At 64.6% G+C, this 18,595-nt stretch carries 18 protein-coding genes; 12 read left to right on the top strand and 6 right to left on the bottom strand.

The genetic code is table 11. From position 1 onward, the window contains the following. Positions 1–24: 24 nt before the first annotated feature. The 6 genes from F8N66_RS13780 to F8N66_RS13805 are packed head-to-tail and all read left to right on the top strand — an operon-like array spanning position 25 to position 4,622. Positions 25–1,488: an aldehyde dehydrogenase family protein gene (locus tag F8N66_RS13780; protein WP_150770686.1), complete on the top strand. Its 1,464-nt coding sequence runs from the start codon at positions 25–27 to the stop codon at positions 1,486–1,488. Positions 1,489–1,496: 8 nt separating this feature from the next. Continuing rightward, positions 1,497–2,564, top strand: a complete 1,068-nt coding sequence (locus F8N66_RS13785) for a maleylacetate reductase (RefSeq protein ID WP_150770687.1) — start codon at positions 1,497–1,499, stop codon at positions 2,562–2,564. A gap of 25 nt (positions 2,565–2,589) precedes the next feature. Next, entirely contained in the window at positions 2,590–3,462 is an 873-nt protein-coding gene (locus tag F8N66_RS13790; protein ID WP_150770688.1) for an intradiol ring-cleavage dioxygenase, read from the top strand. Between the two features lie 3 nt (positions 3,463–3,465). Further along, the gene (locus tag F8N66_RS13795) at positions 3,466–3,774 is read left to right on the top strand and encodes a YciI family protein (protein ID WP_150770689.1); all 309 of its coding nucleotides are present in this window, start codon (positions 3,466–3,468) and stop codon (positions 3,772–3,774) included. A gap of 2 nt (positions 3,775–3,776) precedes the next feature. Then, a complete protein-coding gene (locus F8N66_RS13800) occupies positions 3,777–4,124 on the top strand; it encodes a Rieske (2Fe-2S) protein (RefSeq protein ID WP_150770690.1) in 348 nt (115 codons plus the stop codon). 45 nt (positions 4,125–4,169) lie between these two features. Further along, positions 4,170–4,622: a YMGG-like glycine zipper-containing protein gene (locus F8N66_RS13805; RefSeq protein WP_150770691.1), complete on the top strand. Its 453-nt coding sequence runs from the start codon at positions 4,170–4,172 to the stop codon at positions 4,620–4,622. 85 nt (positions 4,623–4,707) lie between these two features. On the opposite strand, the gene F8N66_RS13810 is transcribed toward F8N66_RS13805, so the two are convergent. The 4 genes from F8N66_RS13810 to F8N66_RS13830 form a co-directional block, all read right to left on the bottom strand. Beyond that, the gene (locus F8N66_RS13810) at positions 4,708–5,736 is read right to left on the bottom strand and encodes a DUF2955 domain-containing protein (protein WP_150770692.1); all 1,029 of its coding nucleotides are present in this window, start codon (positions 5,734–5,736) and stop codon (positions 4,708–4,710) included. Next, positions 5,726–6,844, bottom strand: a complete 1,119-nt coding sequence (locus tag F8N66_RS13815) for an HlyD family secretion protein (protein WP_150770693.1) — start codon at positions 6,842–6,844, stop codon at positions 5,726–5,728. Before F8N66_RS13815 ends, F8N66_RS13810 begins: the two co-directional genes overlap by 11 nt. After that, positions 6,841–8,376, bottom strand: a complete 1,536-nt coding sequence (locus F8N66_RS13820) for an efflux transporter outer membrane subunit (protein ID WP_150770694.1) — start codon at positions 8,374–8,376, stop codon at positions 6,841–6,843. Before F8N66_RS13820 ends, F8N66_RS13815 begins: the two co-directional genes overlap by 4 nt. An 881-nt stretch (positions 8,377–9,257) precedes the next feature. Next, positions 9,258–10,091, bottom strand: a complete 834-nt coding sequence (locus F8N66_RS13830) for an alpha/beta fold hydrolase (protein WP_150770695.1) — start codon at positions 10,089–10,091, stop codon at positions 9,258–9,260. 259 nt (positions 10,092–10,350) lie between these two features. Here F8N66_RS13830 and F8N66_RS13835 point away from each other — a divergent pair, with 259 nt between their 5' ends. From F8N66_RS13835 to F8N66_RS13845, 3 genes are read left to right on the top strand one after another with little or no spacing between them, the layout of a single operon-like run. Continuing rightward, the gene (locus F8N66_RS13835; RefSeq protein ID WP_150770696.1) at positions 10,351–11,085 is read left to right on the top strand and encodes an SDR family NAD(P)-dependent oxidoreductase; all 735 of its coding nucleotides are present in this window, start codon (positions 10,351–10,353) and stop codon (positions 11,083–11,085) included. Between the two features lie 14 nt (positions 11,086–11,099). Further along, a complete protein-coding gene (locus F8N66_RS13840; protein ID WP_150770697.1) occupies positions 11,100–11,873 on the top strand; it encodes an SDR family NAD(P)-dependent oxidoreductase in 774 nt (257 codons plus the stop codon). Then, positions 11,873–12,508 (top strand): nuclear transport factor 2 family protein, encoded by a 636-nt coding sequence (locus F8N66_RS13845; RefSeq protein WP_150770698.1) that lies wholly within the window; start codon positions 11,873–11,875, stop codon positions 12,506–12,508. The genes F8N66_RS13840 and F8N66_RS13845 overlap by 1 nt, the downstream gene beginning before the upstream one ends. A gap of 793 nt (positions 12,509–13,301) precedes the next feature. Here the strand turns inward: F8N66_RS13845 and F8N66_RS13855 are convergent. Both F8N66_RS13855 and F8N66_RS13860 read right to left on the bottom strand, forming a co-directional pair. Continuing rightward, on the bottom strand, positions 13,302–14,495 hold the full coding sequence (locus tag F8N66_RS13855) for an acyl-CoA dehydrogenase family protein (RefSeq protein WP_150770699.1): 1,194 nt from the start codon (positions 14,493–14,495) through the stop codon (positions 13,302–13,304). A gap of 2 nt (positions 14,496–14,497) precedes the next feature. Beyond that, positions 14,498–15,664 (bottom strand): acyl-CoA dehydrogenase family protein, encoded by a 1,167-nt coding sequence (locus tag F8N66_RS13860; protein ID WP_150770700.1) that lies wholly within the window; start codon positions 15,662–15,664, stop codon positions 14,498–14,500. 337 nt (positions 15,665–16,001) lie between these two features. Between F8N66_RS13860 and F8N66_RS13865 the strand changes: the two genes are divergently transcribed. From F8N66_RS13865 to F8N66_RS13875, 3 genes are read left to right on the top strand one after another with little or no spacing between them, the layout of a single operon-like run. Further along, complete coding sequence (locus F8N66_RS13865) at positions 16,002–16,892, top strand: VOC family protein (RefSeq protein ID WP_150770701.1); 891 nt, start codon at positions 16,002–16,004, stop codon at positions 16,890–16,892. Positions 16,893–16,904: 12 nt separating this feature from the next. Then, complete coding sequence (locus F8N66_RS13870) at positions 16,905–17,780, top strand: CoA transferase subunit A (RefSeq protein WP_150770925.1); 876 nt, start codon at positions 16,905–16,907, stop codon at positions 17,778–17,780. Positions 17,781–17,792: 12 nt separating this feature from the next. Further along, a complete protein-coding gene (locus F8N66_RS13875) occupies positions 17,793–18,590 on the top strand; it encodes a CoA-transferase subunit beta (RefSeq protein ID WP_150770702.1) in 798 nt (265 codons plus the stop codon). The last annotated feature ends 5 nt before the right edge of the window (positions 18,591–18,595 follow it).

Consider the following 18,595-nt stretch of genomic DNA (forward strand, 5'->3'; position numbering starts at 1 on the left):
CAGGCGCGGTGCGAGGAAAACATTATGCAAAATCAGCTCTACATCGATGGCCGTTTCGTGGATGCGGTCGCGGGCGGCACCATTGACGTCGTCTCGCCCCATGACGGCGCGTTGATCACCCGGATTGCCGCCGCCGAAGCAGCGGACATCGACCTGGCGGTCGCCGCCGCCAAGCGTGCCTTCCCGGCGTGGTCTGCCCTGGGCGCCGCCGAACGCGGGCGCCTGCTGCTCAAGCTGGCGGACAAAATCGAGGAATGTGGCGAGGAACTGGCGCAACTCGAATCCCTCAACACCGGGCATCCGATCCGCGATTCCCGTGGCCTCGACGTGCCGCGCACGGCCGCCTGTTTCCGCTATTTCGGCGGCATGGCCGACAAGATCGAAGGCTCGGTGATTCCGGTCGAGGCCGGGTTTCTCAATTACGTGCAGCGCAAGCCGATTGGCGTGGTGGGGCAGATCGTGCCCTGGAACTTCCCGCTGATGTTCACCAGCTGGAAAATGGGCCCGGCGCTGGCGGCCGGCAACACCATCGTGATCAAGCCATCGGAAATCACCCCGTTGTCGACCTTGCGCATCGTCGAACTGATGACCGAAGTCGGTTTCCCCAAGGGCGTGGTCAACGTGGTGCCAGGCTACGGCCATACCGCGGGCCAGGCGCTGGCCGAACACCTGGATGTGGGCAAGATTGCCTTCACCGGGTCCACGGCGACCGGTCGGCGGATTGTTGAAGCCTCGCAAGGCAACCTCAAGCGCATCCAGCTGGAACTGGGCGGCAAGGGCGCGAACATCGTGTTCGAAGATGCCAACCTGGAGGCGGCCGTCAACGGCGCGGCCTGGGCGATCTTCCACAATCAGGGCCAGGCCTGCATCGCCGGTTCGCGGCTGATCCTGCATAAAGACATCGCTGATCAATTCCTTGAGCGTTTCATCGCCCTGGCCAAGTCCATTCGCCTCGGCGACCCCCTGGACCCGGAAACCGAAATGGGCCCGCTGACTTCGGCGCTGCACCGCGACCGTGTCCTGAGCTACATCGATATTGCGATCGAGCAGGGCGGCAAGGTGCTCGCTGGCGGCAAGGCGCCGGACGACAAGGCCCTGGCCAAGGGTTTTTATGTCGAACCCACGGTGGTCGAGGCCAGGCCTGGTGATCGTGTCTGCCAGGAAGAAGTCTTTGGCCCGTTCGTCACCGTGGTGCGTTTCAGCACCGATGAAGAAGCCCTGGCCATCGCCAACGGCACCGAATACGGCCTGGGCAGCGGCCTGTGGACGCAGAACCTGGCCCGGGCGCACAAAATGGCCGACGCGATTCATGCCGGCATGTGCTGGATCAATTGCTACAAGCGTGTCAGCCCCGGCAGCCCGTTCGGCGGTGTCGGGCAATCGGGCTATGGTCGCGAGATGGGCTTCGAAGCGATCCACGACTACACCGAGGCCCGTTCGGTGTGGGTCAATGTTGACGCCAAGATCCCTCCACATTTCAAGCGCTGAGGCCTGCCATGCAACCCTTCATCTACCAAAGCCTGCCGACCCGCGTGGTGTTCGGCTGGGGCAAGCTCTCGGCCCTGGCCGAAGAAATCGAACGACTGGGCGCTCGTCGTGCGCTGATCCTCACCACGCCTGAACAACACGGGCTGGGTGAACAGGTCGCGGCGTTGCTCGGTGATCGCGCGGCGGGGGTTTATGCGAAGGCGGTGATGCACGTTCCGCTGGAAGTGGCGCAAGCGGCCCGCGTCGAGGCGGCACGGCTGGATGCCGATTGCTGCGTGGCCATTGGCGGTGGTTCGACCATTGGCCTGGGCAAGGCAATCGCCATGGATTCCGGGCTGCCGATCGTGGCCGTCCCGACCACCTATGCCGGCTCGGAGATGACACCGATCTACGGGCTGACTGAAAACCGGCTGAAGAAAACCGGGCGCGACCCCCGGGTGTTGCCGAAGACAGTGATCTATGACCCGCAACTGACCCTGACCCTGCCGGCGCAGATTTCCGCCTGTTCGGGCATGAACGCCATGGCCCACGCGGTGGAAGCGCTGTACGCCCAGGACGCCAACCCGATCATCGGCTTCATGGCCGAAGAATCGATCCGCTCCCTGGCGCAGGCGTTGCCCAGGGTCGTCAAAGACCCCAACGATCAGGATGCGCGCAGCCAGGCCTTGTATGGCGCCTGGCTGGCGGGGATCTGCCTGGGTTCGGTCGGCATGGCCTTGCACCACAAGCTGTGCCACACCCTGGGCGGGACCTTCAATTTGCCCCACGCCCAGGCGCATGCGATCGTGTTGCCCCATGCCGCCCATTACAACCGTGAAGCGGCGGCGGGGCCGTTGCAACGTGCCGCGCGGGCCCTGGGTGGCAGCGAGGCCGGCGAGGTGGGCGCCTTGCTCTACGCGCTGAACCAGAAGCTGGGCATTCCACTGGCGCTGGCGGACATCGGCCTGCCTCCAGACGGCCCGGCCGAAGTAGCGCACATCGCCTGCACCAGCCCTTACTACAACCCGCGACCGTTTGAACAAGGCCCGATCCAAGCCTTGCTGACCCGCGCCCTGAAAGGCCTGGAGCCGCTCTGAAATCAATCCCGTCGGAATAACAACAATGACCGATCAAGACAAAGCCATCGAATCCCTCATCTCCGAGAAAGCGGTGGCCAGTTTCAACGACGCGCCCAACGCGCGTTACAAACAGATCATGCAAAGCCTGGTGCGCCACCTGCACGGGTTTGTCAGTGAGGTCGAACTGACCGAACAGGAATGGTTTGAAGGCATACGCTTTTTGACGGAAACCGGGCACAAGTGCGATGGCCTGGTGCGCCAGGAATTCATCCTGCTCTCGGACACGCTGGGCGTGTCGATGCTGGTCGATGCGATCAACCACCGGCACAGTGCCAATGCCACCGAGACCACCGTGTTCGGGCCGTTCTACATCGAAGGCATGCCCGAGCGCGAGTACGGCGAAAACATGGCCTTCACCCCGGGTGAAACAGCGCTGGTGCGCGGGCGCGTGGTCGACACCCGGGGCAACCCCCTGGCCGGCGCGGTGCTGGATGTCTGGCAGACGGCTGAAAACGGCATGTATTCGGGCCAGGACAGCGAACAGCCGTTCGGCAACCTGCGCGGGCGCTATCGCACGGATGCCGAGGGCTATTTCGCCATCCGCACGATTGTCCCGGTGTGCTACCCGATTCCCACCGACGGACCGGTGGGCCGCATGCTTGACGCCGCCAATCGCCACCCGTGGCGACCGGCCCACCTGCACTTCATGATCGATGTGCCGGGGTATCGCAAACTCGTCACCCATTTGTTCAATCGCGATGACCCTTACCTGGAGTCCGACGCGGTGTTCGGGGTCAAGTCATCGTTGCAGGTCATCTATGAACAGCGGGTCAGCCACGATGACGTGTCCGAAAGCCTGGATATCCCGTTGCCGTTCAAACGGGCGTGTTACGAATTCGTCATGGAAGCCGTGTGAGCCATGGGCCAGTTCTTTGCGGTTTTCGCCACTGATCACCCGGACTCCCTGGCCTTGCGCCAGCGCCTGCGGCCCAGTCACCAGGCCCATTTGCGTGCCGAGACGCACCGGATCGTGGTGCGCTTCGGCGGCCCGACCCTCGATGACACGGGCGCCGCGATGAATGGCACCTTGCTGGTGATCGAGGCGGGCAGCCTGCCGGAGGTGGAAGCGTTCATGCAGGAGGATCCCTATGTCCAGGCCGGGCTGTTCGCGAGTCTGCAGATCCGCCCCTGGCACTGGAGCCTGGGCAATCCGGAAAGGCGCGGCTGATCATGAGCACTATCATGTTGTGCCAGCGCGACGACATCGCGGACGGCGGCGCCCTCGGCCTGCCGCAGCACCGGCACCTGCATCCCGCCGGGCTGGTTGCCGTGCGCCAGGGCGAGCAGGTGTGGGTCTACATCAACCGCTGCCCGCATTTTTCGGTGCCGCTGGACTATCGCCCCCAGGCGTTCTGCACCTATCGCGGCAAGGTGCTGATGTGCGCGCATCACAGCGCCCTGTTTCGTTTCGAAGATGGCCACTGCATCGACGGCCCCTGTAAAGGCGCGCAGCTGGAGGCCGTGCCCGTGCGCTGGGTCGGGAACAGCCTGGTCATGGAGGTGGACGAGGAGGGGTGATCTACAATCTTTTGAGGGGTGAACCGCGCCCCTTCGGAGGTCATCATGAAAAGCTTGTCACCCCTCGGCCTGTGCGTTGCACTGGCGGTTTTCAGCGCTCAGGGATGGGCCGAGACCGTGGTGCCGATGAAAGGCCAGAATTCGCAGCAGACTCAACTGGACATTAGCGATTGCCACAACATCGCCGCCGGCCAGGCCTCGTCGACCTCCACCCCGTCCGGTGGACGGCTCAAGGGCGCCGCCGTCGGGGCGGCTGCCGGTGCGACTGGCGCGCAAGTGCGCGGTCGCCAGCATGACGAGTTCTATGATCGCGTCGATGACGACACCAAGCAGGACTATCGGCAGAACCGCGCCAAACAGACCGCCGCGGCAGGCGCCGTGGTCGGTGGCTCGCGCCAGCGCCAGGAACGCCGGGCACAAGAGAAAACCGCCGCCTCGACCACCCAGACCGCCTACACCAGCTGTTTGCAGGGCAAGGGCTATCAAGTCAATCCCTGACACCCCTGTAGGAGCTGCCGCAGGCTGCGATCTTTTGATTTTGTTTTTGAAGGCAAGATCAAAAGATCGCAGCCTGCGGCAGCTCCTACCGGAGAGGGTACGACTTTTGATGCTGGCGCTGATCGAGCAGGTGCACCATCAAGCAGGCATACAGCGTCACCGCCACGAACAAGGCCATGCGCACCGCAAAGGCGGTGTAGACGTCCTTGCCCGCCGCACTGTCCTGCACCGACTGCCCCAGCAGGATGATCATCGTGATCAGGCTGTTGAGCCAGAACCCCGGGCTCCAGCGCGTCGGGCTCAGGCCATAGAGCTTGCGGGCCACGATCAGCCCGAACAGCAGCATCCACAAAAAGAACATCCACAGGTGCACGAACAGGCTCAGCGCCCCCCAGAAGAGGATCGCCAGCAGGCCGCCGAGCAGGGTCGAACCCACCAGTTCACGGCCGGCATTGCGCGCGGAGGTCGTTTCGCTCTGTTGTCCCAGGTTGACCGCCTTGAGAACGATAGGCAGGTAGCTGGCCGGGTCGATCAGCGCCATCAGAAACGCCGGTATCACGATCAGCGTGGCCCTTAAAGCCACCCGGTCGACTTCGCCGGCCGGAAGAGCGGGCGCCGTGGGTGGGGCAGGCGCGTTGTCCGGCTCGGGGAACAGCCAGTGGCCTAATATCCCGGCCATGACCGCCAAGAGTAATCCCGCCACCAAGGCCTGGATGACCATCAGCGCCAGCCCGAAGTCAGCGACCCCGGCCGAGGAGATCATGGTCAACCCGATCACCAGGAACATCACGATCAGGTTGTTGCCACCGCGCAGGCCAAAACGGAAGACCACAAACAGGCAGATCCCGATCAACAACACACCGCTGACGGCGTAGTAACGCAGTGCCGGGATCAACAGCAGGCCGATGCCGGTGGTCAGCATCGCCACCAAAGCCAGGCCCACGGCAGCCTTCAACGACAGCGGGCGATTGAGGGAGACCAGCAATAAGGCACACAGCACCGGGGCCAAAAAGGGGATCGGCAGTGCCAGGCCATAGCTGGCGGCCAGGCACAGGGCCGTGCCGCTGGCCAGGCGCGCGGCGCGTTGCCCCCTTGGCGAGCGTTCAGTAGGCATACGACAGCCAGCTCATCAGCCCCAGGAACACGCGGCCCAACGGATTGAGCAGGTTGCCCTCGGCAGGAAAGGCCATCACCTCGGCCTGGCCGCCGGAGCGGATGGCGCGGTTGTCCTTGAGCATGGCCAGTGACTCGGCGGAAAACTCGATGATCACCGGAAAGCGCTGGGCCGGTCGCAGCCAGTCACGGCTGTTCTGCACCGTGGGCAGGGTGCCGGGCGCGGGCGGCTGGCCGACGCTGACCCCGTAGCCGACACTGCGCACGCGCCCGGCGAAGACCTCGCCGGGCAAGGCATCCAGCACAATCGACACCGGCGTGTCAGGCTTGACCAGGGCGAGATTGTTCTCGGTCATGTCGGCGCTGATCCACACATCGTGGATCGCGATCAGGGTCATGACCGGGCTCCCCGCCGCGGCGAACTGGCCGACATCGGTGCGCAAATCGGTGATCAGGCCGGCGGAGCGTGCGCGGACCTGGGTGTTGGCCAGGTCCAGCTCGGCTTTCGACAGGGCCGTGGCGGCGCTGCGCAACAGGGCGTTGTCTTCCTCGCTGCCGCCTTCCTGCTCGCGGGCGCGCTGCACCTCGGCGCGGGCCGCCGCCACTTTGCTGACGGCCGCTTCGTGGTTGGCGCGCGACACTTCCAGCAGGCGCACGGAAATCGTCCCGGGGTCTTCGCGGTACAAGCCTTCCAGCCGCCGATTGTCCTGGCGGGCCTTGAGTTCATTGGCCTGGGCCGCCCGCAGGTTAGCCTGGGCCGAGGCAATGCCGGCGGTGCTGGCGCCGATCTGGCGGCGGGTGGACTCCAGATCGGCGCGAGCCCGGTCGACGGCGATCTGATAAGGCTGCGGATCGATCTCGAAGATCACTTCCCCGGCCTTGACGTCCTGATTGTTGCGCACGTTGACGCGGATCACCCGGCCCACGACTTCGGACGCCACCGGAATCACGAAAGCGCCGACCCGCGCCTGTTGCGTGTAGGGCGTGAAACGGTCAGCCAGCAGATACCAGGCCAGGCTGAGGACGATCAGCAGCAAAATCCATTTGATGCCCTTTTTCGTCGGATCGGCGGCGGGCGGCGGTGGCGCTTCAGTCGCGGCTTCAGTCATTGTCTTTTTACCTGGTCGGGCAAAGGGGAGGCCGGTGGCGCTGCGGCGGGCTCGGCCAGCAGGTCGCCCCAATCGGTGCGTTGTTGCATTTGCTCGCGCGTGGCGGGATCGACCCTGGCCTGGGCGCTGTACCAGCCGCCGCCCAGGGCCTTGTACAGAGCAATCGCATTGCTCACCGCATCGCCACGACTGAGCAGATAGCTGTCCTGCACGTCAAGCAGCGCACGTTGGGCATCGAGCACCCGCTGAAAGTCCGAGTAACCTTCGCGGTACAGCGCGCTGGCCAGGACCAGTGAGCGTTTCGCCGCGCCTTCGGCCTCGCGCAGGATGCGTTCGCGCTGCAAGGAACGGGTCAGGCCGCTGGCGGCATCGTCCGCCTCGCGGGCCGCCTGGCGCACCTTGTCGCGGTACACCTCGATCAACTGCTGCAAGCGGGCATCCTGCACCCGCACGTTGTTACTGATCCGGCCATGGTCGAACACGTTCCAGCGCAGGCTGGGGCCGCCGACCAGGTCAAGGCTGCGCGAAGTGCCGCTCAAGGTATCGCTGGACCAGACGATGCTGCCCAGCAGGGTCAGCGACGGGTAGAAATCGCTTTCGGCCACGCCGATCAGCGCCGACTGCGCGGCGACATTCAACTCGGCGGCGCGCACGTCGGGGCGGCGCAGCAGCAGGCTGGCCGGCACATCCTGCAGCACGGCGCGGTCCACCAGGGGGATCAGGCCCGTGTTCTCGACCACCATCGGCAGCGCGCCGGGCGCACGACCGATCAACACCGTCAAGCCATTGCGCAGGCGCACCAGCTGGTCTTCCAGCCCGGGAATACTGCTCAAGGTGCCCAGGTATTGGGTCTTGGCTTGTTGCAGGTCGAGTTCGGCGGTCTGGCCACTGTTGAACAGTTTTTCGGTGATTTCATAATTGCGTTTTTGCTGCTCGGCGTTTGCCTCGGCCACCCGCAGGCGCGCCTGGGTGGTGCGCAAGGAAAAATACGTATCGGCGACCTGCGCCCGCAGCAGGACCAGGACGTCTTCATAATTGGCCTCGGCCGCGAAATAGCTGGCATCGGCGGCCTCGATGGCGCGGCTGAAGCGTCCCCAGAAATCCAGCTCCCAGCCCACGTCGAAAGCGGCGCTGTGTTGCCAGAACTGGCTGTCAACCGGGTTGATCCCGCCGGACTGATGGCGGTCGACGTAAATGCTGTCGGCGCCCAGCTGTTGCAATTGCGGGTAGCGGCCACTTTGCGCGATGCCCAATTGCGCCCGGGCTTCCATGACGCGCAGGCCGGCGATCCTCAGGCTCGAATTGTTCGCGTCCGCTTCGGCAATCAGTTGGTTCAGCGTCGGGTCGGCAAAGATTTGCCACCATTGACGAATGTCCGGTTGCAGGGCCCGCTGGCTGGCGTGCTCCAGGTTTGGGGTGTTCCAGTGATCGACCCAGGGTTCACCGGGCGACTGAAAGTCCGGCCCCAGCCGTATGCATCCGCCGAGGGCGAGCAGGGCGAACAGCAGCAATGGGCGGGTGGCTGGATGCATCGTGCGGTGCCTGCCAGGGAATATCACAGCAGCATAGACGCCTGGGTGGCGGGTAATGCGCTTTGGATCGGGTTTGTGGGTTTGGGTGTTTATCCGTTTCTTCGGTAACGGCGGCTTATGGTTTCGCCCTTACGGCGAGTTACTTGGAGAAGCGCCAAGTAACCAAGCGCTCTTGCCCCTGTCGTTCGGTGCCTCGCCAGGGCTCGGCATACCCTTGCTCCGGTCCTGCTCCGTGGGCCCGCCGCCATCGGCCATCCATGGCCGGGGGCGGCTAACCCGGCATCCATGCCGGGTTGCCCACTGCGCAGAACCTGCACTCGGCCTCTCGAGGGGGCAAGAAAATCAAAAGCCAGATCAAAATCAAAAGCGAGGCGGCCTGATAGCCGACCTGATTGCAGGTCTGTCAGCGATCCCATTGTGGGAGCCAGCCTGCTGGCGATGGACTTCCAGGCAACGCGCTCATCCAGACAGGGCGCGTTATCGTTGACGTCCATCGCCGGCAGGCCAGCTCCCACAGGATTTAGGTACATTCTGAAAAGCCAGGTCGGCTGTCAGGCCGCCTCGCTTTGGATTCTGATTTTGATCTGGGCGCCCCGTTAAACCACGCTGGCCGAACGCAGGCATTGCGCAGTGGGTAAACCGGCAGGACGCCGGTTTAGCCGCGCTGGGCCAGGGATGGCCCATCGCGGCGACCCACGGAGCAATGCCTTCGATCGGGCATGCCGAGCCAGAGCGAGGCACCGAGTGGTGGGGCAAGAGCCTTTTGGTTCCTTTTGGGCTTTTCAAAAGGGACTCGCCGTAAGGGCGAAACCATCAGCCGAGGTGACTGCAGCAACGGATATGTACACCGTCTCTCTTGAATGATCAGCGCCTACACCGATTCAACCCTGCTGCAAAAAGTCGATGCAGCTGCGGTTAAACAGCTCGCGATGTTCCACCTGCACCCAATGCCCACAACGGTTAAGCACAATGAAGCGTGCATTCGGCGCGCCGTCGATGATGCGCTGCGCGCCGCTGATCGGGTTGAAGTGATCGTTGTTGCCCCAGAAACCGAGGATCGGGCACTGGATCTCGCCCAGGCGCGCTTCCATGTTCGGCACCATCATCGTGCTGAACAGATTTTTCGGCTGGGTCACAGCCACCGCCACGCGCTCCTGCAACAGGCTTTCCGGCAGGATCGAATCATCGAACAGCTGCAGGCGCATCATGCTGCGCATTTCCTCCAGGCCGATCGGGCCGGCGTTGAACAGCGTGACCATGCGCACGATGCCCTCCATCTGGAAGTAGGTCTCGCGCTCTTCGACACCGCCCGGTGCCAGCAGGATCAGGCTCTGGGGCAGTTGCGGCAGGCGCAGGGCCAGGCCCAGGGCAATCGCGCCGCCCAGCGAGTTACCCAGCAGAGTGCAGCGCTGCACGCCGACCGCTTCGAGAAACGCCGCCACGCAGTCGACGAAGAACCCCAGGTTGTACTGGGCGTCCTCGGGTTTGTCCGAACGGCCGAAACCCGGCAGGTCGAGCACGATGTTGCGATAGCCCGCGGCGACGAATTGCGGGTAGTTGCCCTTGAAGTTGCTGAAGCCACTGGCGCCCGGCCCGCTACCGTGCAGCCACAGCACCACGGGGCCTGCGCCTTCATCCAGATAGTGCAGGCGCAGTCCGCTGGGCAGGGTGGCGTAGTGGCCGACGGGCAGGGGCAGGTCTACAGGTTGGTTCATGGGGTTCTCCATTGTCTGCGGATTCGGGAAGCACAGCCGCGCCAGGCGCTACAGCGACGTGAAGGGAAGCGCCGCGCCTGGCGTGGTGCGCGCCCATGAATGCTGGCCCCGCCGGGCGCTGCCGGCATCGTCCGTTCAGACCACGCGGCGCTAGTCCCATCGGACGATGTGGGCCAGGGCGCTGTCCGCTAATCATTCAGGGGACGGCGGTGCTGCAAGGGCAGCGGGCCGCAGCGTATTGGCACATTCGGAGAGCGTGATGAAGTTACTCAATAAAGTGGCCTTTGTGACCGGCGCCGCGCAGGGCATGGGCCAGGCCATCGTGCGCGGTTTTGTCGCCGAAGGCGCGAAGGTGGTGGCTGTCGACCTGAACCAGGCCGCCCTGGCCGAGAGCCTGGCGGACCTGGGTGACAAGGTCCTGGCCGTGGCATGCAACGTCGGTGACGGCGCCTCCGTGGCCGATGCCATGGGCCAGGCCGAGCAGCACTTCGGTGGCCTCGACATCCTGGTGAACAACGCGGGCGTGGGCGGGCTGGACAGCTTCCTCGACACCCCGGACGAAAGCTGGGCACGGGTGATCGGCGTGAACCTGGGCGGTACTTTCCTATGCTGCCGCGAGGGCGCCAGGCTGATGGTCAAGGGCGGGCGCAAAGGGGCGATCATCAACCTCTCCAGCACCGCCGCGCTGACGGGCGAAGGCCCCAGCCATTACTGCGCCTCGAAAGCCGGGGTGATGGGCCTGACCCGCTCGATCGCCCGTGAACTGGCGGCCAGCGGTATCCGCGTCAACACCCTGGTGCCGGGGCCGACCAACACCCCGATGATGGCCGGCATCCCCGACGAATACATGGAAGCACTGCTGAAAAACGTGCCGTTGGGCCGCATGTGCGAGACCGACGAGATCGCCCGGGTGGCGGTGTTCCTGGCCAGCGAAGACGCCAGTTTCATGACCGGGCAAAACATCGCCGTCAACGGCGGCATGGCCTTTATCTGATCGGGGAGTGACCCATGAGCAAACGATTACAGGGAAAAATCGCCTTCGTCACCGGCGCCGGTTCCGGCATCGGCGAGGCCACTGCGCTGCGGTTCGCCGAAGAGGGCGCCACGGTGGTGCTGTGCGGTCGACGTATCGAACCACTGCAAGGCGTGCAGGAAAAAATCCATGGCCTGGGCGGGCAGGCCGAGATCGCCGTGGCCGATGTCAGCGACGAGCAGGCCTACGTCGGCGCGCTGCAAGCCACCGCGCAACGGCATGGCCGCCTGGACATCCTGGTCAACAACGCGATGGCCTACACCTGGGGCGGCATCGACGCGATGTCCACCGCCGACTGGCACGCCAACTTTGCCACCACCGTGGACGGCACGTTCTGGGGCACCCGCACCGCCATGCAGTTAATGAAGGCGCAGGGTGGCGGTTCAATCGTCAACATTGCCTCGATCTGCGGCCTGTTCGGCACCGCGCAAATGGCCGGTTACTCGGCGGCCAAGGCGGCGGTGATCAACTTCAGCCGCGCGGCGGCCAGCGAAGGCGCACCGCTCAACATCCGCTGCAACGTGATCATTCCCGGCGTGGTCGACACCCCGGCCACGGCCGGCATGCTGGGTGACACCCGGGCCCGTGCCAACACCGAGAAAGTCATCCCGATGAAACGGGTCGGCCTGCCTGTGGAGCTGGCCAACGCCATTCTGTTCCTGGCCAGCGACGAAGCGTCGTACGTCACCGGCGCCAGCCTGGCGGTGGACGGCGGGCGCGGTTCGGACCTGTACACGGTGCTCGACTGATGAGCCCGGACACGAGCGCCTTGCTGGCGCGCATCGATCGCCTGGAGTCACTCGACGCCATCCGCCAACTGGCCGGCCAATACGCCCTGGCTCTGGACATGCGCGACATGGACGCCATGGCCAACTGCTTCGCCCCGGACGTGCGCGTCGGCCGCGACAAGAGCGGTCGCGCGCACCTCAAGGCGTGGCTGGACGAAACCATGCGCAAGCAGTTCCATGGCACCTCCCATCACCTGGGCCAGCACATCATCGAATTCAGCGACGCCGATCACGCCACCGGCGTGGTCTATTCGAAGAACGAGCATGAGACCGGTCCCGAGTGGGTGATCATGCAGATGCTGTACTGGGACGATTACGAGCGGATCGACGGGCGCTGGTGCTTCCGCCGCCGCTTGCCGTGCTACTGGTACGCGAGCGACCTGAACAAACCACCGATTGGCGGCCTGAAAATGCGCTGGCCCGGTCGCGAACCCTACGCCGGCACCTTCCACGAGCTGTTTCCGTCCTGGGATGCCTTCTGGGCGCAACGCCCGGACAAGGACGCCTTGCCGCAGATTGCCGAGCCGGCGCCGCTGGAAGGGTTTCTTGCCAACCTGCGGCGGGGGGCGGGGGATCCGAAGATTCGGGTGCGGTGAAAATTGTTTTGGATTGGGTGAATATCCGTTGCTGCGGTAACGGCGGCTGGCGGTTTCGCCCTTACGGCGAGTCACTTGGAAAAGCGCCAAGTAACCAAGCGCTCTTGCCCCTGTCGTTCGGTGCCTCGCTAAGGCTCGGCATGCCCTCGTTCCGGTCCTGCTCCGTGGGCCCGCCGCCATCGGCCATCCATGGCCGGGGGCGGCTACCTCGGCATCCATGCCGAGGTGCCCACTGCGCAGAACCTCCACTCGGCCTCTCGATGGGGCAAGAAGATCAAAAGCCAAAGCAACGCGAGGCGGCCTGATAGCCGACCTGCTTTCCCGGATGTACGCGTACCCCTGTAGGAGCGAGCCCTGCTCGCGATGAGCGCCCAGACACCGCGTTCATTCAGACCGCGCGCGTTATCGTTGACGACCATCGCGAGCAGGCTCGCTCCTACAGGGGATTGCGTACACCAGCCAAAGTCAGGTCGGCTTTAAGGCCGCCTCGCTTTGGTTTTTGATCTGGGGCGCCCCGTTAAACCACGATGGCCGAACGCAGGCATTGCGCAGTGGGGAAACCGGCAGGACGCCGGTTTAGCCGCGCTGGGCCAGGGATGGCCCATCGCGGCGACCCACGGAGCAATGCCTTCGTTCGGGCATGCCGAGCCTAAGCGAGGCACCGAGTGGTGGGGCAAGAGCCCTTTGCTTCCTTTGGGGCTTTTCCAAAGGGAGTCGCCGTAAGGGCGAAACCCTAAGTAGCCATCACAAAAATAATGGATATACAACCAATACACGTAACCGCAGACAGGCTTTAACCCATCACCCGCATCTCCCGCGGCATCCCCAACGCCCGCTCGGCAATGACATTGCGCTGAATCTCATTACTCCCCCCATAAATCGTGTCAGACCGCGTGAACAGGAACAACGACTGCAAGCGACTGAGCTGATAGGGCGCCGAATCGAGGATTTCCCCGGCGTCGCCCAGCACATCCATGGCCAGTTTGCCCAGGTCGCTGTGCCAGGTGGACCACGCCAGTTTGTAGATCATGGCTTCGCGTCCGAGCTGGCCGTCCTGCGGGCCGGACAACATGCGCAGGGAGTTGTAGCGCAACACCTTGAGCCCGGCCCAGGCCTGGGCAATGCGCTGGCGCAGCAGCGGGTCGCGCGCGGCGCCGTTGGCGCGGGCGATGCGGATGATTTCGTCGAGTTCATTGTGGAACTGCATCTGCTGCCCCAGCGTGGACACGCCGCGCTCGAAACCCAGCAGGGCCATGGCGATCTTCCAGCCATCGCCGGGTTGGCCAAGCATATTGTCAGTGCTGGTGACGGCTTCGTCGAAGAACACCTCGTTGAACTCACTGGTGCCTGTCAGTTGCTGGATCGGCTGCACGCGAATGCCGTCCTGGGCCATCGGCACCAGCAGGAAGGACAGGCCCTGATGCCCCTGGCTGCCGGGTTCGGTGCGCGCCAGCACAAAACACCAGTCGGCCTCATGGGCCAGGGACGTCCAGACCTTCTGCCCGCTGATCAGCCAATGCTTGCCCGTGGCGTCGAGCCGGGCCCGGGTCTGCACATTGGCCAGGTCCGAGCCGGCCCCCGGTTCCGAATAACCCTGGCACCAGAACTGGCTACCGTCGAGGATGCCGGGCAACAGGCGTTGCTGTTGGGCCGGGGTGCCGAAGGCGGCGAGGGTGGGGCCGACCAGGCCTTCGCCGATATGGCCCATGCGCCCGGGGCCACCGGCACGGGCGTATTCTTCATGGAAAATCACCTGCTGGCTGATGGACAGCCCCCGTCCGCCATGGTCCCGGGACCAGCCAACGCCGATCCAGGCACCAGCGGCCAGCTCGCGCTCCCAGGCTTTGCGTTCTTCTGGAAAGCTGTGTTCATCCCCCGGCCCGCCACGAAAGCGCAACGCTGCAAACTCGCCGCCCAGGTGCTCGGCCATCCATCCGCTGACTTCTTCGCGGAACACTTCATCTGCACCACTGAAACCGATTTTCATGATCACTCTCCCAACAACTGTGCGGCCAGGCGCTCGCGGTGCAGCGCCGGGCTGCCCAACAGGTGCTCGCCGGCGCGGGCACGTTTGAAGTACAGGTGCGGATCGTATTCCCAGGTGAAACCGACACCGCCATGCAGCTGGATCGACTCGGCGGCACAGTGGAAAAACGCTTCGCTGGCATGGATTTTCGCGGTGGCGGCGGCCTGCTCAAGTTCGCCGGCCACCGTGGCGTCGCCCTCAGGGTCGAGACGTTCCTGGGCCACGCAGGCGGCGTAGTAGGCCGCGGAGCGGGCGCATTCGACTTGCAGCATCATGTCGGCGCAGCGGTGCTTGATCGCCTGGAAGCTGGCGATGGTGCGTTTGAATTGCCGGCGTTCGGCAATGTAGGCCAGGGTCAGGTCCAGGGCCTGTTGCGCACCGCCCGTCTGTTCGGCGGCCAGCCCGGCCGTGGCGATCAGCAGGCTGTCGCGCAGCACCGCCCAACCTTGCCCGGGGCCACAGAGCTGCTGTGCCTCGCTGACCTGCACGTCATGCAGCTCGACACGCGCCAGGCGACGGGTCTGGTCCAGGGTTGCCAGGGCATCGCGTCTCATGCCCGGTGTATCGCCAGGCAAGGCGAACAGGCTGATGCCCTGTTCACCCTGGGTGCCAGGGGCGCGGGCGGCAACGATCAACAGATCGGCCGAAGCGCCATCGATCACCTGGGCGTAATCACCGTTGAGGATCCAGCCCCGTGGGGAAGGCTCGGCAACGGTGTGCACGCTGCAAGCGTTGAGCCCGGGCGCGCTGGCGAAGGCGAGGGTGGCACGGGTTTCACCGCTGGCGATCGACCCCAGCCATGGCGCCTTCACCGCCTCGTTATGCCCCAGCAACAGCGCCGGGGTGGCCAGGCACGTGGTGGCGAACAGCGGTGAGCCCAGCAAAAAGCGACCGCTTTGCTCCAGCAGGATCGCCAGTTCGACAAACCCCAGGCCCATGCCGCCAAAGCGCTCGGGCACCATCAATGCTGGCCAGTACAGTTCCTGACCGATGCGCCGCCAGACGTCGGGGTCGTGAGCGTCCGGGCGATTCATGGCGGCGCGCACCGCATGCGAGTCGCTGACCTGAGCGAGAAACCGCTCGGCGCTGTCGCGAATCATCAGGTGTTCTTCAGTAAAAGCGAACTCCATGGGGGTTGTCTCTGCAAGGCGGATGGATGCCTCAGTCTGGAGGGCTGGCGGTAGCGTTCGAATCACCAAAACGGACTAGGGCACCCCCGGCTCTATGCGGTGCCTGGCTGTTCATCACACTGTAGGAGCGAGCCCTGCTCGCGATGGACGTCAACGATGACGCTGGATGTCTGAATGAGCGCGGTGTCTGGACCTCCATCGCGAGCAGGGCTCGCTCCTACAGGGAACAGGAAAGCTCGGGGCACCGCGGTGCTTAGTCTCAACGGACGATGAAGGCCCGGGCGGCGCTTTGCACAATGCTCGCCACGACCCCCCTTCAGCCAACGAGGACCCAGGCATGATCGACATTCGCGGTTTGAGCTATTTCGTCTCGCAGATCGAAAACCTCAGCCATTGGCAGCGTTACGCCGAAGACGTGCTGGGCATGCAGGTGCGTGCGGCGCCGGGCGGTGGCCTGTACGTGAAGATGGACGAGCGTCCGTTTCGCATGCTGATCGTGGAGGGCAGCGAGGCGCGCTACCTGGCGTCCGGCTGGGAGCTGGCCAGCGAGGCGGCGTTCCAGGCGGCACTGGATCACCTGAACGCCGCCGGCATCGAATGGCAGGCCGGTTCTGCCGCCGAGGTCGAGCAGCGCGGCGTCCAGGCGCTGGTCAAACTCACCGACCCGTCGGGCAATTGCCACGAACTGAGCTGGGGGCACCGCTCCGATTGCCTGCCCTTCATCTCGCCCCAGGGCGTGCCGCGTTTCATCACCGGCGACATGGGGCTGGGCCACACCGTGCTGCCGGCGCCGAACTTCGACGCGACCCTGGCGTTCGCCAAGGACGTGCTGGGCTTCGAACTGTCGGACATTTTCAACTTCCGTCCCGACCCCTCGGCGCCGCCGATCCGCATTCACTTCCTGCATTGCCACAACGCCCGCCACCACAGCCTGGCCCTGGCCGAATACCCGGTGCCATCAGGTTGCGTGCACGTGATGGTCGAGGTCGATTCGATGACGGAAGTCGGCCGTGCCCACGACCGTTTGCGCGCCCATGAAGTGAGGCTGTCGGCGACCCTCGGCCAGCACCTCAACGATCAGATGACCAGCTTCTACATGAAGACGCCGTCCGGTTTCGATCTCGAATACGGCTTTGGCGGACTGCAAGTCGACTGGGCCGAGCACTCGGCGTTCGAATTCACCCGCGTGAGCATTTGGGGGCACGACTTTTCGGTCGGCCAACCCTAAGGAATTGTCATGATGAACAAACAACTGACAGCGGCCGATGCGGTCGCTCAACTGCGCGATGGCATGACCATCGGTTTCGGCGGCTGGGGGCCACGGCGCAAGCCCATGGCGATCGTGCGCGAGATCCTGCGCTCAGAAGTCAAGGACCTGACCGTGGTCGCCTACGGCGGCCCGGAAGTGGGCATGCTGTGCGCCGCCGGCAAGGTCAAAAAGCTGGTGTTCGGCTTCGCCACCCTCGATGCCATTCCACTGGAACCCTACTACCGCAAGGCCCGCGAGGCCGGTGAACTGGAACTGATGGAGCTGGACGAAGGCATGTTCCAGTGGGGTCTGCGCGCCGCCGGCATGCGCCTGCCGTTCCTGCCCACCCGTTGCGGCCTGGCCACCGACGTCACGCGCCTGAACCCGGCACTGAAAACCGTGCAGTCGCCCTATGCCGATGGCGAGGTGCTGCTGGCGATGCCGGCGCTCAACCTCGATGTGGCGTTCCTGCATGTCAACGTCGCCGACCGCCTGGGCAATACCCTGGTGACCGGACCGGACCCGTACTTCGATCACTTGTTCGCCCGCGCCGCCCAGCAGTGCTTCGTCTCCTGCGAACGCCTGGAAGACCGCCTGCAATTGAGCGCCGAGCAGGCGCGTTTCAATACCTTCGAGCGTTACCTGGTCAGCGGCGTGGTGCACGCACCGCTCGGTGCGCACCCGACGTCCTGTGCCCCGGACTACGGCTGGGACATGAAGCACCTCAAGGGCTATGTCGCCAGCAGCCAGGCGGAAAACGGCTGGCAGGATTATGTGCAGACCTACGTCGCCGGTGGCGAGCAGGCCTATCAGGCACAGAACGGCGGTGCCGACTCCATGGGCGCCTTGCCCCTTCCCGTGTTCTGAGGACCTGCGACCATGACTGCAACCTGTGATTTTACCCTCGCCGAATTGATGATCGTCGCTGCCAGCGAAGCCTGGCGCGGCAATGGCGAGGTCATTGCCTCGGGCCTCGGTGTCATCCCGCGCCTGGGCGCCAGCCTGGCCAAACTGACCCACAGCCCGGAACTGCTGATGACCGACAGCGAGGCCTTCCTGGTGGAAGAGCCGATTCCGCTGGGCCCGCGTGGCGACTACGTGCCGCGTTACTCGGGCTACCTGTCGTTCGAGCGGGTGTTCGAATGCGTGTGGGGCGGGCGTCGTCACGCGATGATCGGGCCGACCCAGATCGACCGCTGGGGCCAGACCAACCTGTCCTGCGTCGGCGACTATCAGAAGCCCAAGACGGCGATCCTCGGCGTGCGTGGCCTGCCGGGCAACAGCATCAACCACCTCAACTCGTTCTTCGTGCCCAGCCATAACAGCCGGGTGTTCGTCAGCGGCGAAGTGGACATGGTCTCCGGCGTCGGCTTCAAGGCCGAGCGCTGGCCTGAAGGCGCGCGCCGCGACCTGATGGACATTCATTGCGTGGTCAGCGACCTGTGTGTCCTGGATTTCAATGGCCCGGACCGCGCCGTGCAGGTGCGCTCGCTGCACCCCGGCGTGAGTTTCGAGCAGGTCCAGGACAACACCGGCTTCCCGTTGCTCAAGTCCGCACAGCTCCACGAAACCGTGCACCCCACCGGTGAACAGTTGGCCCTGATCCGCCGACTCGATCCCCACGACTACCGCGCCACGGCGATCAAGGGCAACCCGCCCGGCATCCGTACGGCCTGAGGCAA

The organism is Pseudomonas fluorescens, assembly GCF_902498195.1.
Taxonomy (GTDB): domain Bacteria; phylum Pseudomonadota; class Gammaproteobacteria; order Pseudomonadales; family Pseudomonadaceae; genus Aquipseudomonas; species Aquipseudomonas fluorescens_BU.

Coding starts and splice junctions, on each gene's coding strand:
- F8N66_RS13805 (WP_150770691.1), top strand. CDS start 4,170: ATGAAAAGCTTGTCACCCCTCGGCCTGTGCGTTGCACTGGCGGTTTTC.
- F8N66_RS13835 (WP_150770696.1), top strand. CDS start 10,351: ATGAAGTTACTCAATAAAGTGGCCTTTGTGACCGGCGCCGCGCAGGGC.
- F8N66_RS13870 (WP_150770925.1), top strand. CDS start 16,905: ATGAACAAACAACTGACAGCGGCCGATGCGGTCGCTCAACTGCGCGAT.
- F8N66_RS13840 (WP_150770697.1), top strand. CDS start 11,100: ATGAGCAAACGATTACAGGGAAAAATCGCCTTCGTCACCGGCGCCGGT.
- F8N66_RS13785 (WP_150770687.1), top strand. CDS start 1,497: ATGCAACCCTTCATCTACCAAAGCCTGCCGACCCGCGTGGTGTTCGGC.
- F8N66_RS13810 (WP_150770692.1), bottom strand. CDS start 5,736: ATGCCTACTGAACGCTCGCCAAGGGGGCAACGCGCCGCGCGCCTGGCC.
- F8N66_RS13845 (WP_150770698.1), top strand. CDS start 11,873: ATGAGCCCGGACACGAGCGCCTTGCTGGCGCGCATCGATCGCCTGGAG.
- F8N66_RS13860 (WP_150770700.1), bottom strand. CDS start 15,664: ATGGAGTTCGCTTTTACTGAAGAACACCTGATGATTCGCGACAGCGCC.
- F8N66_RS13790 (WP_150770688.1), top strand. CDS start 2,590: ATGACCGATCAAGACAAAGCCATCGAATCCCTCATCTCCGAGAAAGCG.
- F8N66_RS13820 (WP_150770694.1), bottom strand. CDS start 8,376: ATGCATCCAGCCACCCGCCCATTGCTGCTGTTCGCCCTGCTCGCCCTC.
- F8N66_RS13865 (WP_150770701.1), top strand. CDS start 16,002: ATGATCGACATTCGCGGTTTGAGCTATTTCGTCTCGCAGATCGAAAAC.
- F8N66_RS13855 (WP_150770699.1), bottom strand. CDS start 14,495: ATGAAAATCGGTTTCAGTGGTGCAGATGAAGTGTTCCGCGAAGAAGTC.
- F8N66_RS13780 (WP_150770686.1), top strand. CDS start 25: ATGCAAAATCAGCTCTACATCGATGGCCGTTTCGTGGATGCGGTCGCG.
- F8N66_RS13795 (WP_150770689.1), top strand. CDS start 3,466: ATGGGCCAGTTCTTTGCGGTTTTCGCCACTGATCACCCGGACTCCCTG.
- F8N66_RS13830 (WP_150770695.1), bottom strand. CDS start 10,091: ATGAACCAACCTGTAGACCTGCCCCTGCCCGTCGGCCACTACGCCACC.
- F8N66_RS13815 (WP_150770693.1), bottom strand. CDS start 6,844: ATGACTGAAGCCGCGACTGAAGCGCCACCGCCGCCCGCCGCCGATCCG.
- F8N66_RS13800 (WP_150770690.1), top strand. CDS start 3,777: ATGAGCACTATCATGTTGTGCCAGCGCGACGACATCGCGGACGGCGGC.
- F8N66_RS13875 (WP_150770702.1), top strand. CDS start 17,793: ATGACTGCAACCTGTGATTTTACCCTCGCCGAATTGATGATCGTCGCT.